This window comes from Pseudomonas sp. NUPR-001 (genome assembly GCF_052147955.1).
GTDB lineage: Bacteria > Pseudomonadota > Gammaproteobacteria > Pseudomonadales > Pseudomonadaceae > Aquipseudomonas.
Genome location: NZ_CP197353.1, coordinates 668,998 through 684,577 on the forward strand (window position 1 = coordinate 668,998; position 15,580 = coordinate 684,577).

General features: G+C 57.8%; 15 protein-coding genes. 5 read left to right on the forward strand and 10 right to left on the reverse strand.

The window, feature by feature from the left end:
- The first annotated feature begins 224 nt into the window (after positions 1–224).
- Genes ACP6KB_RS03155 through ACP6KB_RS03165 form a run of 3 tightly spaced genes read left to right on the forward strand, consistent with a single transcriptional unit; the run spans position 225 to position 6,289 of the window.
- The gene (locus tag ACP6KB_RS03155) at positions 225–2,987 is read left to right on the forward strand and encodes a class I SAM-dependent DNA methyltransferase (protein ID WP_442112004.1); all 2,763 of its coding nucleotides are present in this window, start codon (positions 225–227) and stop codon (positions 2,985–2,987) included.
- Between the two features lie 58 nt (positions 2,988–3,045).
- Positions 3,046–5,115 carry a DEAD/DEAH box helicase gene (locus ACP6KB_RS03160; RefSeq protein ID WP_442112005.1) on the forward strand — a complete coding sequence of 690 codons (2,070 nt, stop codon included), beginning with the start codon at positions 3,046–3,048 and terminating at the stop codon, positions 5,113–5,115.
- A complete protein-coding gene (locus ACP6KB_RS03165; RefSeq protein ID WP_442112006.1) occupies positions 5,105–6,289 on the forward strand; it encodes a GIY-YIG nuclease family protein in 1,185 nt (394 codons plus the stop codon). The genes ACP6KB_RS03160 and ACP6KB_RS03165 overlap by 11 nt, the downstream gene beginning before the upstream one ends.
- 533 nt (positions 6,290–6,822) lie before the next feature.
- On the opposite strand, the gene ACP6KB_RS03170 is transcribed toward ACP6KB_RS03165, so the two are convergent.
- Positions 6,823–7,203 carry a hypothetical protein gene (locus ACP6KB_RS03170; protein WP_442112007.1) on the reverse strand — a complete coding sequence of 127 codons (381 nt, stop codon included), beginning with the start codon at positions 7,201–7,203 and terminating at the stop codon, positions 6,823–6,825.
- Between the two features lie 268 nt (positions 7,204–7,471).
- On the opposite strand from ACP6KB_RS03170, the gene ACP6KB_RS03175 reads away from it, so the two are divergent.
- Complete coding sequence (locus ACP6KB_RS03175) at positions 7,472–8,902, forward strand: IS1182-like element ISPa7 family transposase (protein WP_023098450.1); 1,431 nt, start codon at positions 7,472–7,474, stop codon at positions 8,900–8,902.
- A 327-nt stretch (positions 8,903–9,229) separates the two neighbouring features.
- On the opposite strand, the gene ACP6KB_RS03180 is transcribed toward ACP6KB_RS03175, so the two are convergent.
- Complete coding sequence (locus ACP6KB_RS03180) at positions 9,230–10,021, reverse strand: hypothetical protein (RefSeq protein WP_442112008.1); 792 nt, start codon at positions 10,019–10,021, stop codon at positions 9,230–9,232.
- Positions 10,022–10,153: 132 nt separating this feature from the next.
- Entirely contained in the window at positions 10,154–10,507 is a 354-nt protein-coding gene (locus tag ACP6KB_RS03185) for a hypothetical protein (RefSeq protein WP_442112009.1), read from the reverse strand.
- Between the two features lie 138 nt (positions 10,508–10,645).
- Here ACP6KB_RS03185 and ACP6KB_RS03190 point away from each other — a divergent pair, with 138 nt between their 5' ends.
- Positions 10,646–10,993 (forward strand): helix-turn-helix domain-containing protein, encoded by a 348-nt coding sequence (locus ACP6KB_RS03190; protein WP_442112010.1) that lies wholly within the window; start codon positions 10,646–10,648, stop codon positions 10,991–10,993.
- Here the strand turns inward: ACP6KB_RS03190 and ACP6KB_RS03195 are convergent.
- The 7 genes from ACP6KB_RS03195 to ACP6KB_RS03225 form a co-directional block, all read right to left on the reverse strand.
- Complete coding sequence (locus ACP6KB_RS03195; protein ID WP_442112011.1) at positions 10,980–11,285, reverse strand: hypothetical protein; 306 nt, start codon at positions 11,283–11,285, stop codon at positions 10,980–10,982. The genes ACP6KB_RS03190 and ACP6KB_RS03195 overlap by 14 nt on opposite strands.
- Positions 11,286–11,335: 50 nt before the next feature.
- A complete protein-coding gene (locus tag ACP6KB_RS03200) occupies positions 11,336–11,545 on the reverse strand; it encodes a hypothetical protein (protein WP_442112012.1) in 210 nt (69 codons plus the stop codon).
- Between the two features lie 13 nt (positions 11,546–11,558).
- The gene (gene radC / locus ACP6KB_RS03205; protein ID WP_442112013.1) at positions 11,559–12,056 is read right to left on the reverse strand and encodes a RadC family protein; all 498 of its coding nucleotides are present in this window, start codon (positions 12,054–12,056) and stop codon (positions 11,559–11,561) included.
- Positions 12,028–12,978, reverse strand: a complete 951-nt coding sequence (locus ACP6KB_RS03210) for a recombination directionality factor (protein WP_442112014.1) — start codon at positions 12,976–12,978, stop codon at positions 12,028–12,030. The genes radC and ACP6KB_RS03210 overlap by 29 nt, the downstream gene beginning before the upstream one ends.
- Before the next feature lie 89 nt (positions 12,979–13,067).
- The gene (locus ACP6KB_RS03215) at positions 13,068–14,072 is read right to left on the reverse strand and encodes a YqaJ viral recombinase family nuclease (protein WP_442114247.1); all 1,005 of its coding nucleotides are present in this window, start codon (positions 14,070–14,072) and stop codon (positions 13,068–13,070) included.
- A gap of 74 nt (positions 14,073–14,146) precedes the next feature.
- Positions 14,147–15,115 carry a DUF932 domain-containing protein gene (locus ACP6KB_RS03220; protein ID WP_442112015.1) on the reverse strand — a complete coding sequence of 323 codons (969 nt, stop codon included), beginning with the start codon at positions 15,113–15,115 and terminating at the stop codon, positions 14,147–14,149.
- Between the two features lie 92 nt (positions 15,116–15,207).
- The gene (locus ACP6KB_RS03225) at positions 15,208–15,537 is read right to left on the reverse strand and encodes a hypothetical protein (RefSeq protein WP_442112016.1); all 330 of its coding nucleotides are present in this window, start codon (positions 15,535–15,537) and stop codon (positions 15,208–15,210) included.
- Between the last annotated feature and the right edge of the window lie 43 nt (positions 15,538–15,580).

Consider the following 15,580-nt stretch of genomic DNA (forward strand, 5'->3'; position numbering starts at 1 on the left):
GGAAAGCAGCCTTGAAGTCCTGCGGGTATCACGATCACGCATCTCTTCAATGCAATAGTGGGGGTAAGTAGTCGGCCGCGCGGCAATGCTCATGTCCGACGAGCGCGTGGATCTCTTTCACCTGCACCCTGCTCATTCCTTTATCATCCCATCATTTTGCAAGGACGGCAGGCCCCGCGCCTGCCTGAGCCGCTTCTTCGCAGTAGCGACCGGGATAGCCTCATATGAACGCCGTAGAAATCGAACAAGCCATCACCGACCTAGCGGAACAGCCGTTTGACCGGGTCGAGTTCCCTTATGCCTTCCTACAGGCTTTCGGCAACAAGGACACCACCCTGAAGCGTCTGCGCTCGGGGGCAACCAACAAATCCGATCTGGGCGGTGTGCTGCAAACCAGCAATATCCACCTGGCTGTGTGTGAACCAGGCACGGTCACCGAGACCTTGGCGGCGCTCAAGGCCAGTCCGGCCACGGCGCGGGCCAAGGCCAAGTACGTACTCGCCACTGATGGCGAGACACTGGAGGCGGAGGAGCTGGAAAGCGGCGAAACCGTCGCCTGCGACTACCCGCAGTTCCCTGACCATTTCGGCTTTTTCCTGCCGCTGGCAGGCATTTCCACGGTCAAGCAGATTCGCGAGAACTCCTTCGACATTCGCGCTACCAGCCGCCTGAACCGGCTCTATGTGGAATTGCTCAAGGACAACCCGACCTGGGGCACCGCCGAGCGCCGCCATGAGATGAACCACTTCATGGCGCGCCTGATTTTCTGCTTCTTCGCCGAAGACACCGACATTTTCAACGGCACCGGTCTGTTCACTGACACCCTCACGCAGATGAGCGACCGCGATGCCAGCAATTTGCATGAGGTGATGGGCGAGATCTTCCGCGCCATGAACACGCCAATTGCTCAGCGCGCTTCGGCGAGCCTGCCGCGCTGGGCGGATGCTTTCCCTTACGTTAACGGTGGGCTGTTCTCCGGCGAGCCGGACGTGCCGCGTTTTTCCCGGATTGCACGTAGCTACCTGGTGCATATCGGCGTGCTGGACTGGAAGCAGATCAATCCCGATATCTTCGGCTCCATGATCCAGGCTGTCGCCGACGACGAAGAGCGCGGCGCCCTGGGCATGCACTACACCAGCGTGCCCAACATCCTCAAGGTGCTGAACCCGCTGTTTCTCGATGAACTGCGCGCCAAGCTGGAAGAGGCCGGCGACAACCCGCGGATGTTGCTCAACCTACGCAAGCGTCTGGCGCGTATTCGTGTATTTGACCCGGCCTGCGGCTCGGGCAACTTCCTGGTCATCGCCTACAAGCAATTGCGCGAGATTGAGAACACGATCAATGAGCGCCGGGGTGAGCTGGGGCGCAAAAGCGATATTCCCCTGACCAACTTCCGAGGCATTGAGCTGCGAGACTTCTCTGCAGAAATTGCGCGCCTGGCATTGGTTATCGCCGAATATCAGTGCGATGTGCACTACCGTGGGCAGCGGGAAGCGCTAGCTGTCTTTTTGCCACTGTCTAGCCAGAACTGGATTACTTGCGGTAATGCCTTGCGGCTCGACTGGCTGGCTATCTGCCCTCCGACCGGAACAGGGGTAAAACTACTAGCTGATGACCTGTTTGAAGTACCGTTGGAACAGGCACAGATCGATTTTGAGAATGAAGGTGGGGAGACCTATATCTGTGGGAACCCACCATATCTTGGTTCGACCTGGCAGAGTGATGAGCAAAAGGCTGATCTAGAAGCAATCTTCAGCAAACGCGCAAAAAACTGGAAGTCGCTGGACTATGTGGCCGGTTGGTTCATGAAAGCAGCCGATTACGGCAAACAAAGCAATTCTTTCGCAGCTTTCGTATCCACTAACTCCATATGCCAAGGTGCGCAGGTGCCGATCCTTTGGCCGCTGATTTTCGCCAGTGGTCACCAAATTACATTTGCACATACCTCGTTCAAGTGGGCCAATCTTGCCAGCCAAAATGCAGGTGTCACGGTAGTAATCGTTGCCATAAGTAATCATCCAACCAAACTAAAGAGGTTATTTTCGGTCACCGAGGATGGCTCGACCATCGAAAAACAAGTCGAGTTCATTAATGCCTACCTAGTACCAGGTCGAGATGTCATCGTCTCACCATTGTCTCGGCCGACTGATGGGCGAGGCTTGATGGAGTGGGGTAACAAACCAACGGATGGAGGCAATCTCTTTCTATCACCTGATGAGCGGGATGCTGTTCTGCGCGAGAACCCGGAAGCTGCACGCTTCATCAAACGGTTCCTTGGTGCACAAGAATTTATTCGGGGCGAACAACGATATTGTCTCTGGATTGAGGATGCCGAGCGCGCGGACGCTGAAGCCATACCCGAGCTGAAAAGGCGTATCGATGCTGTTGCAAAGATGCGAGCCGAAAGCAAGGCAGCCGAAACGCGGCCTGCTGCAGCTTTCCCGCATCGCTTTCGGCAAATCCAATCAGTCGCCCAGAATTACTCTCTTGTTGTTGCTCGCGTCAGTTCAGAAGGCCGCGAATATCTGCCTATCGGCCTGGAGGACAGTCGTACCACCATCGGTGATCGAAACTTCGCGCTCTATGATGCTTCTCTGTGGAATTTGGCGCTAATTGCTTCGCGTATGCATTGGGTTTGGATCGCGAGCGTCTGTGTTCGCCTAGAAATGCGTTTCTCTTACTCAAATACTCTGGGTTGGAACGCTTTCCCTGTACCTACACTGACCGAAAAAAACAAAGTCGACCTCACCCGCTGCGCCGAAGGCATACTGCTGGCGCGCGAAGCTCATTTTCCTGCCACCATTGCGAATCTCTACGACCCAGAGACCATGCCGGATAATTTGCGTGCTGCTCACGAGCGTAATGACGAAGTGCTGGAGCGCATCTACATTGGCCGTCGTTTCAAGAATGACACTGAGCGCCTGGAAAAGCTGTTCGAGTTGTATACCGAAATGACCCCCGTCCAGAAGACGCGGAAGGCCAAGTGATGCATGACCTTTTCCTTATCAAACGCGCGGGCATGAAGCCCGGAATGGAAGCGTAGCCATGACCCAAACCGTTCCATCCGTTTCAGTTTCCTATGCCCAGAACGGACAATCCACCAAGGCCAACGAACTGGGCATGCGCCCCATGCAGGAGCGCGTCTTTGAGCGGCGTGGCGAGCAATACCTGCTGATCAAGTCGCCGCCTGCTTCCGGTAAAAGCCGGGCCTTGATGTTCATCGCCTTGGACAAGCTGGCTCACCAGAACATCAAGCAGGCCATCATTGTGGTGCCGGAAAAGTCGATTGGCTCGAGCTTTCACGATGAGCCACTTAGCCGCCACGGTTTCTGGGCCGACTGGCATGTGGAGCCGCGTTGGAACCTATGTGATGCCCCGGGCACCGATGATGGTGGCAAGGTCAATGCGGTGGGTGCGTTCCTTGAAAGCAGTGACCAGGTGCTGGTTTGTACCCATGCCACCTTCCGTTTTGCGGTAGAAAAATTCGGGGTGGCGGCGTTCGATGATCGGTTGATCGCCGTGGACGAGTTCCACCACGTTTCCGCCAACCCGGAGAACAGACTGGGCACGTATCTGGGCCAACTGATCGCCCGCGATAAGGTGCACATCGTGGCCATGACCGGCTCCTACTTCCGGGGCGATGCCGAGGCAGTGCTGTCACCCGCCGACGAAGCCCGCTTCGATACTGTGACCTACACCTACTACGAGCAGCTCAACGGCTACGAGCACTTGAAGAAGCTGGACATTGGTTACTACTTCTACTCAGGTGCCTACTCCGACAGCATCCTCGATGTGCTCGATCCGCGCGAAAAAACCATCGTACACATCCCCAACGTGAACTCCCGTGAGAGCACCAGGGACAAGATCCGCGAGGTGGAGCACATCATCGAAGAGTTGGGCGAGTGGCGAGGCGCCGACCTGGTGACGGGTTTCCAACTGGTGGAAACCGCCAATGGGCGCGTACTGCGTATTGCCGACTTGGTGGATGACGACCCGGCCAAGCGCGACAAAGTCTCGGCCGCCTTGAAAGATCCTGCTCAGAAGAACAACCGCGATCATGTCGATATCATTATCGCGTTGGGCATGGCCAAAGAAGGCTTCGACTGGATCTGGTGTGAGCATGCACTCACAGTGGGCTACCGCTCCAGCCTAACCGAGATCGTGCAGATCATCGGGCGTGCGACCCGCGATGCCCCCGGCAAAGCACGGGCGCGTTTCACCAACCTAATCGCCGAGCCGGATGCCAGCGAGAAGGTGGTGACCGAGGCCGTAAACGACACGCTCAAGGCAATTGCCGCCAGCCTATTGATGGAACAGGTTCTGGCGCCACGCTTCGAATTCACGCCGAAATCACTCACCAGTGGGCCCCAGGAAGGCTTTGACTACGGAGACGCAGGCTATCAGCCGGACAAGTGCAATGTGGGCTTCAACCACGAAACCGGCCACCTGCAGATCGAAATCAAAGGGCTGGCTGAACCCAAGAGCCCTGAAGCCAATCGTATTTGCCAGGAAGACCTGAACGAAGTCATTGCCAGCTTCGTACAGGATAAAGCCAACATCGAGCGTGGCCTGTTCGATGATGAGCTGGTGCCCGAGGAGCTGACTCAACTGCGAATGGGCAAGATCATCCGCGACAAGTATCCCGAGCTGGATGCCGAGGATCAGGAAGCCGTTCGCCAGCACGCCATTGCTGCTCTGAACCTGACCCAGCAAGCCAAGCAACTGGTACTAGGTGATGATCCGCAAGGTACGCTTGCCGGAGGGAATGGCGCCCCCAGCACGGCTCTGATTGATGGTGTGCGCAAGTTTGCGATGGATGTGCGCGAATTGGATATCGACTTGATCGACCAAATCAATCCGTTCAGCGAAGCATACGCCATTCTGGCCAAGACCATGAGCGAGGAAAGTCTCAAGCAGGTCGCTGCGGTGATCGGTGCCAAGCGCACCCGTCTGACGCCAGATGAGGCCAAAGACCTCGCCGTCCGGGCAGTAAAATTCAAGAAGGATCATGGCCGGGTACCTTCCCTGACTGCTCAAGACCCTTGGGAACGGAGCATGGCGGAAGGCGCAGTAGCCTTTGTGCGTTTCAAGAAAGAGGGCCGTTATGTCAAATGAATTAGATCTGGATGAGTTGGAAGCAGAGCTTTCCGATTTCGCCACGTCAGACAAGAAGACCGGTCGCACTCCTCGTGAGGAGCGCATCATCGCTGGCTTCGAGGACATTCAACGTTTTGTTGAGCAGCATGGCCGCGTGCCACGCCACGGCGATGAAAAGGATATCTTCGAGCGCCTGTATGCCGTACGCCTGGATCGCCTGCGCGATCAGGATGAATGCCGCGCGTTGCTGCAGCCGATAGACCATCAAGGCCTGCTGAATGCCTTCGAGGTACGGGAGCCGCAAGGCGACTATACGATGACGGACGATGAGCTGTTGGCAGAACTGGCTGGGGAAGACGGCGGTGCTGACATCCAGAACCTCCGCCACGTTCGCAGCAATGCAGAGAAGCGTGAAGCCGAGGAGATTGCCCAGCGCGAGCGTTGCGAGGACTTCGAGCGTTTCCAGCCGCTGTTTGAGCTAGTACAGCGTGAGCTGCAATCGGGCACCCGAGTGACCCGCACCTTCATCCGGGATGCCAGCATCGAGGAAGGGCAGTTCTTCATCCTCGGCGGACAGACGGTTTATGTGGCTGGGGTCGGCGAGACCATTAAGGCCCCCAATGGTGAGAGCGATGCCCGCTTGAGGGTGATCTACTCCAACGGCACAGAAAGCAATCTACTGCGAAGATCCCTGCAACGTGCGCTGTACAAGGATGATGCCGGTCGCCGTATTACCGATGCGGATGCTGGCCCTCTGTTTGGCGAAACACTTGAGCCCGACGACATCGAGAGTGGCACGATTTACGTGCTGCGCAGCCACTCAACCCATCCCTTCGTAGCTGAGCATCGAGGGCTGATCCACAAGATCGGTGTCACGGGCGGTAAGGTAGAAACACGTATTGCCGGTGCCGACAAGGACGCCACCTACCTGCTGGCGGACGTTGAGGTTGTGGCCACCTACAAGCTGCACAACATCAATCGTACTCGGATGGAAAACTTGTTCCACCGGCTGTTCAGCCCAGCCCAAATAGAGCTGACCATCCCAGACCGCTTCGGCAACCCGGTAAAGCCCAGAGAGTGGTTTCTGGTGCCGCTACATGTGATTGACGAGGCGGTGGAGCGTATTCGCGATGGCTCAATCACTGGCGTGATATACGACCCACAATCGGCTCGGCTCATCACGGAGAAATAGCCCTACTGGAGGGCGCGAGGCCAAGAAAGCCCGCGCCCTATCGTCTTGTCGACTGTCCTAGTCGGCATCGCTTTTAGAGGCACCATTGCGAAATTACACCACACTCTACCACCTGTTTGCATTCGACCTGACCAGACATTTGCACTCCTTCTGACCACCGATTGCATCGGATCTGACCATCACGCTGCCTCACAATGAACGGCAGAAAACGGCCGAGGCTATGTAAAAACGTTTTAGAACGGAGTTTACGGTCAGAGGCGAACCGAAAATCGCGCGCCTACGCAAATTTTTGGTCTGCTGATTAACCAAACGCTGGCAGATTTTACGTAGCAACGCAGACTTTAAAACGATGGCTGCGTTTTTACACAGCCTGGGCCAAGAGCTGCCCGTGACGACGGCAGGGACTTCAGGCTAGGCTGTAAGCACAGTGACAGTATCAAGCGGAGTCTTTTACTTTGGTGTGGCGAAACTGTCACTGTAAAAATGGGAGTGCCCTTTGAATTTTTAACGCAGAGAAATTATTAAGGCGGGCGTTATTTAGTCTTCGTTTTGAACACGCTCTTATAAATAATGATAAACACTGTCTGAGCCCCTATCATTGCAAGTGCCCATTTTCCAATCAGTCCCGTCTGCTCAAGATCAATTTCAAAGCCTAGCCATCCTTGCCTGATCGAGATGGCAGAAATTAAAAAAATGGCTATTGACGGAAGAGTTCCGACAGAAAGAAAGGTCTTTTTAAAATCTTCATCAACATATTTGAGGCAAGCAGTCAAAGCCAAAACCCCAGCGATCAGTAATAAAAGCAAGCTTGGAACTCTCTTTGGATCCCCTCCCCACAGCTCAAATGCCCACAAAGCAATCGCACCTCCCAACGTGCCGCTGAACGTCTGCAAGAACCTCGCAATCAACTTCAAAATAAACTCCATAACGGTTATTGGCGCCCTGCGACGCTTATGATCTGTCAATTAAGTCGAATTAACTAATCTAATCAGAAATACCTTAAATAAGACAGACCATGTCTTCGAGCGACCAAATGCTATGGTCGGAAGCTATCGCTCACGAGCGACTGCTGTTGGCCGCTCTCTGCCGGTCACGACAGGCGGGATACGGCCCAGACCGTGTAAAAACGTTGGCATCGTCCTTGCTGTGATTTGATGGATTCAAAATCAGCGGGGGACGCCAATGAAGCGCTTTATCCAGGGAGAGCACCGAGGGCAAAGCACACTGCTTCCCGAGAGCTTGGATGACTACGTGGCGGACACCAACCCGGTGCGGGTGGTCGATGTTTTCGTCGATGAACTCGACCTTGGCCTACTGGGTTTCGAGGGTGTCGTCCCGGCGGAAACCGGCAGACCCGCCTACCATCCTGCTGACCTGCTGAAGATCTACATCTACGGTTACCTCAACCGTATCCAGTCCAGTCGACGTCTCGAACGCGAGAGTCAGCGCAACGTTGAGTTGATGTGGCTGACCGGACGTTTGATGCCGGACTTCAAGACCATCGCCAACTTCCGCAAGGATAACGGCAAGGCAATCCGCGGCGTCTGTCGGCAGTTCGTGGTGCTGTGCCAGCAACTTGGCCTGTTCTCTGAAGCGCTGGTAGCCATTGATGGCAGCAAGTTCAAGGCGGTCAACAACCGTGACCGCAATTTCACCAGCGCCAAGCTTCAGCGGCGAATGGAGGAGATCGAGTCCAGCATCAACCGTTACCTGACCGCACTGGATACCGCTGATCGCCAGGAACCGGCCGTGGCGCAGGTCAAAGCCGAACGCCTCCACGACAAGATTGCGACCTTGAAAACTAAGCTGCGGGAGCTCAAGGAAGTCGAGGTACAGCTCAACGAAACACCGGATAAACAGATCTCCCTGACCGATCCCGATGCCCGCTCAATGAAGACCCGGGGCAGCGGAATAGTCGGCTACAACGTGCAGGCGGCGGTCGACGCGAAGCACCACCTGATCGTGACCCACGAGGTCACGAACGACGGGGTCGATCGAGACCAACTGAGCTCCATGGCCAAGCAAGCGCGAGAGGCCATGGGTGTCGAGGAACTCTCGGCGGTCGCAGACAGAGGGTATTTCAAAGGCGAAGAAATCCTGGCGTGCCATGAGGCTGGAATCACCGTTTTCGTGCCCAAGACGCTGACCTCGGGAGCGACAGCGGCTGGTCGCTTCGGCAAAGGTGATTTCATCTATGACGCAGCCAAGAACGAGTATCGATGCCCGGCTGGGCAAAGCCTGATCTGGCGGTTCTCAAGCGTCGAAAAAGGGCTGAAACTGCACCGCTACTGGAGTTCGCATTGCCAGGGTTGTGCGTTGAAAGAGCACTGTACGCCTAGCTCAGAGCGCCGAGTGAGCCGATGGGAGCATGAGGCAGTGCTCGAAGCGATGCAGAGTCGCCTGGATCAAGCGCCTGAAATGATGCGAATCCGCCGTCAGACGGTCGAGCACCCGTTCGGCACGCTGAAGAGCTGGATGGGCGCCACCCACTTCCTCACCAAGACTCTCGACCGAGTGAGTACCGAGATGAGCCTGCATGTGCTCGCCTACAATCTCAAACGCGTGTTGAACGTGCTGGGCAGCGGTGCCCTGATGGCAGCGATGAAGGCCTGAGGCCTGTTCTACGACTCGTACCGCCCTCCAGCAGGCGTACTGAAGCCGAAAGTGCCATAGCAACCAGAATTATCGATTGCGCCTGATTGGGCCTCCGACGGCCTCCTAGACGCTGAGAAAATCCCCGGAAGTTGATGGTCATCGTTTGCTGCGTTTTTACACGGTCTGGGCCAGAAGCAGACGTTTGGCCTTTACCTCATTCAGTCATCAGCTGATTGCGCCATTTGAGAGCAAAAAAAGAAAGAGCCGTGGCTCCCTCTATATAGTACGCGGCTGCCGATGCAGGTGGGTGAAATAGCAGCTGTGGTCCAGTGGCGCTTGGGGCCGTTACTGCAACAGGTAACCGACGGGTTGATTGTCCTTATCGAAACAGAGGATTGTCTCGCAGAAGCCGCCGATCTGGTCGATGTTCGCTTCAGCAACTGCCGGCAACCACTTGCCAAGGTCTGTGATCGGGACCTTCTTCTCGTTGATGTAACAGTCGTCATCCATGCGTGGATTGCACCAGGCACTTTTCACTTCCGGCCATTCTGATTGGGGCGAGATGGCAGGTGACTGCAGTGCCGATGCTTGTACACCACCTTTCAGTGCTTGCCACGCTGCGTAACCACCTTCATAACGCCCGTTGAATGTGACAACGAGCTGATCATCGGGGACGCCAATATCCAGATAGAACTGGTACAGGAGAGAGCCTGCCTCGGCATACGACACCTGACGGGAGGAGTCGATGCGGTAGGCCACCGGCTTGCCATCGGTGCTGGTGCCGAGGCGGTACCAGATCGACAGCGCGAAGAAGACATCCTGATTCCATTCACCCACGATGCTGGTGTTCGTCCGGCACTTGCCGCGCAGGCATGTGCCACTGACCTGGTTGACATAGCGCATGTCCTGCTGGCGTTGGGCATCCCAGATGAGCACCTCGCGGGAGGTCTCCAGCCAGGTGCACTTGATCATGGGTTGGCCGTTGAAGGCTTTCTTCGTGATACACGGAATAGCTTCGGGGAGGCCATTGGTGGAGGTCTCGTCTGGGAAGGCGATACTGCCCCAGGCGTAATGGTCGATGACGGCGTTAGCGTTGGCACAGAAGACGAGTAGCAGGACGCTGAGTATCCGTTTCATGGGGTTATTCCAGTGTGTTGATGCTGTCGGGTATGAAATAGGAGCCGGTCGCTGAACGACCGGTGGCGGAGCAAGCGGACCCCGCAGCTCAGCAGGATCTTTCGCTGTTGGTAGCAGTGGGGATGGGCGGGACTACTTTTTGTAGATGACCCTGAGCCGCTTGTTCACGTAGTCCTTCAGGATTTCGTAGTCGGGATCGTAGGTGGCGAGTGTGTGGCCTACACCGGCGGCGGTTGCGATGGTTGCTGCTGCCAATGTTACTGGCATGGACGCGATGCTCAGCATGCCCCCCAAGATGCCGCCTTGTATGGCGGCACTTTTCACGTCGCTCTTGACGCGGCATTTCATCCCAAGTCTTTCAATCTTGGTTTCGACCAGTTTGATGCCGGCTGTGAAGTTGCCCCTGAGGCCATTGATCTCGAAGGACGCTCGGCTGCGCACGAGGCTTTCGATCTGCGCTTCGTTCAGTCCAGTAATGACGTTCATGCTGTTCGGTGCTCCTTGCTAGGGCATTGGTGGTAAAGAAAAAGTCGTATATCAACCTTTTGGGTTGAGTCTCGGTTTATGAAGTCCTTCATGTCAATGGGGTGATCCTCAACCATCCAGGTTGACCTGGAGGGTGGCATGTCGAAAAGCGATTCAAAGCAGTTGGCGGAGCTGGTGGGGCAGGCGATTGCACGTCAGCGCGCGCGTTGCGAGCTGAGCCAGGAGCAGGTCGCGGAGAAGCTTGGGATCGGTAGTGAGGCTGTATCCCGTATCGAGCGTGGGGTCGTCATGCCCAACGTGGAGCGTCTGGTCGAGCTCGCTTCGGTCTTCGGCTGCGAGACGGCCGATCTGCTGACCGAGGGGAGTTCTCGACCGGAAGACCAGGCGCGCCGCCTGCAGAATTTACTGTCTACTCTGAAGGCGGATGATCGGACGCTGGTACTGGAGATGGTGGAGCGTCTGGTGGAACGTCTCAGCTGCTGTTGAGGCTCTCCTGGTCCGCGATAGCCGCGTCGAATAGCGCGCCACAGCGCAGGCACAGGCAATCGAAGCCCCGGAAGTGGAAGCGGGCGACATCCTCAGCCGCATCCAAGGCGGCAGGGTAGGTCGGGGTAATCGCGGCCAGCCCGCTCATGAGCATGTCGCGATTGCATGCTCCGGGTGCGCTTCGAGCTCTCTGAGCCGCACCATCGATCAGCCCGACCAACAGCGCAAGGCCCTTGGCGGCGTCACGGGGCATTACGGCCCTGGACTCGCAGATCAAACATTGTCTGTTCATCTTCATGCTTCCTGGGGACCAGGGTTTACCTGGCTGCTTACGGGGGATGGTCACTGCAAGGAGGTGGGGGGCTTTGTCGGTGCTGCCTCTGACGTCTGGAACAGTTTCAGCAGTCGGCAGAGGATCCAGCACGCCAGCAGCACGGCGATCAGCAGTGGCGGAAAGCGCACCAGCAGAATCACCAACAGCAGGAGCGCCAGGCAGCCGGCGAGAATGCCAACGAACATAAACACGGCAGCCAAGATCCGTAGTAGCGTCATCTTCGTCTTCTCCTCACAGGTGGCCCTGTTCTGCCAGCGACAGGCAGCCTTCGCGACCGACGATGATGTGGTCCAGCGTCCGCACCCCGACCATGCTCAGTGCCTCCTTCAGTTTGTGGGTCAGGTTGCGGTCCGCCTGGCTGGGTTCGGGGTCCCCGGAGGGATGGTTGTGCACCAGGACCATGGCGGCGGCGTTGTGCTCCAAGGCTGCCTTGACGACCTCGCGTGGATAGATGCTGGCACCGTCGAGCGTGCCTCGGAACATTTCCTGGAAGGCGATGACTCGATGGCGGCTATCAAGGTGGAGAAGGGCAAAAACTTCATGCTCGTAATCGGCCAACAGTGCCTGCAGGTGGCTGAACACCGCTTTCGGTGAGGTCAGTGCTCGTCCCCGGCGTAGACGCAGGTTCGCCAACTGCCGGGCCATCAGCAGGATGTCGGTTTCGGTTACCGGCGACTCGACCAGGTAGGTGCCGGTCGAGTCACTGGCCTTCAGCTTGTGCAGGCGCATACTGGGCTCCTTGGTGGTAATCAGTTGGTGGGGTATGGCGCTGGGCTTGCGCCTCCAGCTTCTCGGTCAGGCTGTTTTTCGCGGATCGCTGGGGAGTGTTGGCGATAGGGAATTGACTTTCCTCGACGGGGTAGAACTCCTCGACGATGGTGCCGGCATCCTCCTCGCTGTCCTCGAACGCGCCATTGGCGAAGCCACGCTGCGCCGCTTCATCCAGCGCAGCTTGATCGAAGCCTGCTGCTTGCCGCTGCGCATCGAGCTCATTGGCGGCCTGCAGCGCCTCGGCCATGTCCATACCGCCACGTACTGTGAGGTCGACGTAGAAGATCGGCGTTCCGTGGCTCTGCCGCGTCGATTTTCCGCGCAGTCGCAGTTCCAGCGGCAGGCACGCCAGGCGGTTGCCGGAGATGGCTTGGAAGTAATGCAGCCGGGCGGCGAGGGTGCGGATGCTGTTGAAGCCGGTGGTGCGAAACATGAAGCTACCGAGCGGATCCTCATCGCCAATGACCACGTTCAGCCGTCCATAGGGCCTGCAGGCATTACCCTTGGCCAACGGGCAGGCATCAGGCGAAGGGCAGGGTAGGGACTGCATACCCTCCTGGGTGACGCGCCTGCAGGTCTCACCGTTGCCCACGCACAGCGGTCGTCCGGACTGCCGATCAAACAGCGTGTAGTCGGCACGAAAGTTCAACTCCGGCTCGTTGAACAGCAGACGTACCGGAATGCTGCGTAGCTTGTCGTCCTTGCCCTGGCGCAGTCCGTCGTTGAGTGGGTGCAGCAGCCAGCCGTCCTTGCCTTGCACCTGGGAGGTGATGGTGAACTGGTCATCCTTCTCCGGCAGGCGCTTGCCGTTCTTCTCGATGACCTTACCGATGGAGATGCGCCCGAGCACTGGGGGCGTCAGGGCTAAGCCTTTCAGCATGGTGGTACTCCTAGAAATGAAAAAAGGCCAGCCACGCAGCGCGAACTGCATGGACTGGCCAAGGGGGAAGCGAATGAGGAAAGTGAAAATCAGCCGACCAGGAAGCGCCGCGCACCGGGTTTCAGTAGAGGGTATTTGGCCTGCAAGTAGGGCTTGTCCTGGAGTAACTGAGCGACATCGAGGCCGAGGCTGTCCTTGGCTTTGCGCCAGCTGACGTAGCCACTGGTGAACTCCGCCCGGCTGGCATCGCCCATGGCCTGCTGCAGCATCTGCTTGAGTTCGGCCTCGCGCTTTTCCTTGTCGGCAATCGACTGGCGGACGGCCTTGAGCTCGATGTAGGTCGCCGTCAGTCCGGCATGACTGCTGAAGTCGACGACCTGACCGTTGTCTTTTGGATAAAGGCAGCGCAATGCGAATTCAGCAGAGGCGGTGCCATCGGCTGGCGGTGGCGTATCGGTCTTCACGTATTGCCAGAAAATGCGCTCCAGCTCGATCAGGCGCGCGATCATCTGTTCGTCCCGTTCGATACGGTGCACCTCCAGTATCTGGCCACCGAGCAGCACCGCCACATCTGCAGCCTGCTTGCCGGTGACGGCGAGTTGGTGCATCACTTGAAGCTGAACATACTCGGGGACGCCGTCCCTCCAAAGGCGTGCCCCGTTTATGCCAGCCGTCTTACATTCGAGGATCTGTACGTCGTCGGCCCCGATCACCTCGCGGTCGATGTTGGCCAGCATCCAAGGCAGCTCTGGATCCGGATGCTGCAGCACGGCGTTGATGCGACGGACCCTGTTCTTGGTGCGTTTGCTGTAGTGCCAAGCCACGATGGGCTCTAGGACATTGCCCCAGTACATTGGACTTTCCTCATCGTGAGGATCAACCTTTGGTAGCCCAGCATCGCGACCAGTTTTCTCCAGCCACAGTTCCAGCTGTGACTTGTACGGATTCAGCCCCACCGCTGCGGCGGCATCTGAACTGCCGATGCCTTGCTTGCGGATCTGCAGCCAGTCCTCGCGCGGCAGCTCCTTGGTGCTGACCAGGCGCAGGGCAGGGCGTTTCTTGCGGGTGCTGCCGTTCAATGACGTTGCTTGCATGGTATTCACCTGCAGACATAAAAACGCCCAGCCAGCACAAGGCTGACCGGGCGCGAGGTTGAGGTAAGTGCGGGTTAAGCGGCGAGCTGCAGTGCAGCATCCAGGGCGCGTTGCTTGATCTGCGCCCCCTGGCCGAACCAGGCCGAGTCCATGCGGTACTCGTTGCTACGCGCACGACGCTCGTGGTCAACGTACTCGGTCACGGCATTGAGCAGGCCCCAGGCAGTGCCTCGTGCCGAGTCCAGCTGACTGCCCCGACCCCGGCCCTCGTACAACTCCTGGACCTTACGCAGGGCGCGCTCGTTGGGCAGTTGCTCCGGCAGCGCGCCGGTCGGGCTGGTCTCGCACAGCACGTTCATGAAGAAGCTCATAGCCTCAGGCCACTGCACCTTGCGCTCGGACAGCGTGCGCATGCGGTACATAAACTCGTCCCAGCCAGAGACGGCGATACCCAGTTGCTTTTTCACCGCCTTGGGATCGAAACGGGTGTTGTGCGGCACCTTGATCGCCCGACTGGTGCCGTCCAGGGCAATGGTCAGGGTGTTGTTGCACACGACGCGAACCGTGGTTGGTGTGGCTGTGGTGGCCAGGGTGCCGTCGCAGGAGGTTGCCAGCAGCAGATAGCCATTCACCTGGTCGTTGCCCTTGAGCGCCGCGCCTTGCCCGGTACGCGCCAGCGCCCAGAACTTGCGCCCACCCTTGAGCACGCCGGCCGTTTCCAACTCGTAGCCGGAAACCTCGGTGAGGTCACGATAAAACTCCAGAACTTCCCGAGGTTGCACAGTGTGGTAGCGCTGGGAGACCACCGATAGCGGTGCCTTGGTGTCCGAACGGAACAGCACCTTCTGTTCGGGAAAGGAGTGGATCGCACCCAAGTGGCCGACTGCATCCGACTTGAAGTGCACGGGGCTTTCAAGGATCTGCCAGTCCATGCCGGCTTCGCGTTGCCAGACTTCGATGGGTTGTTTCTGAGTGAGTTGATTGCCCAGGCCGTGCCACGGAGTAGCGCCAGCGTAGGCCATGGTTTCGACGAGATGTGCCATGTGAACGATTCCTTTGGGTGCAGGCCGGCATAGAGCGCTGCGCGAGGCGCAGCACCGACCGGAGGTAATAAATAGAAGGGGAGTTGACTTGGTTAGGTCGGGAGGTTGAAGCGGTGACCGCAGAGTAGGCAGAGGTTGTGGGCCAGGACGTGGCGGTCGAGCGACTCGCCGAGCTGAGCGCCGAGTGCGCAGCCACCGACACCTCCGGCCAGGCCGCCGAGGATGGCGCCCGATACGGAGCCGAGGGTGATGCCAACTGGCCCGGCGATAGCGCCGATAGCTGCTCCGGCCTGCCCACCAGCCAGGGCAGCACTGACGCCACGCGCAACACCGCCAACGGTGCCGATGGCCGCGCCGACTTTCATGGCGTGATGGAAGGAAGCGACTTTGGGGGAGTGACAGTGAGGGCACTGCAATGACATGGGGTGAATCTCCTTGGGGGTGATGTCATTGCAGTAATGTGTG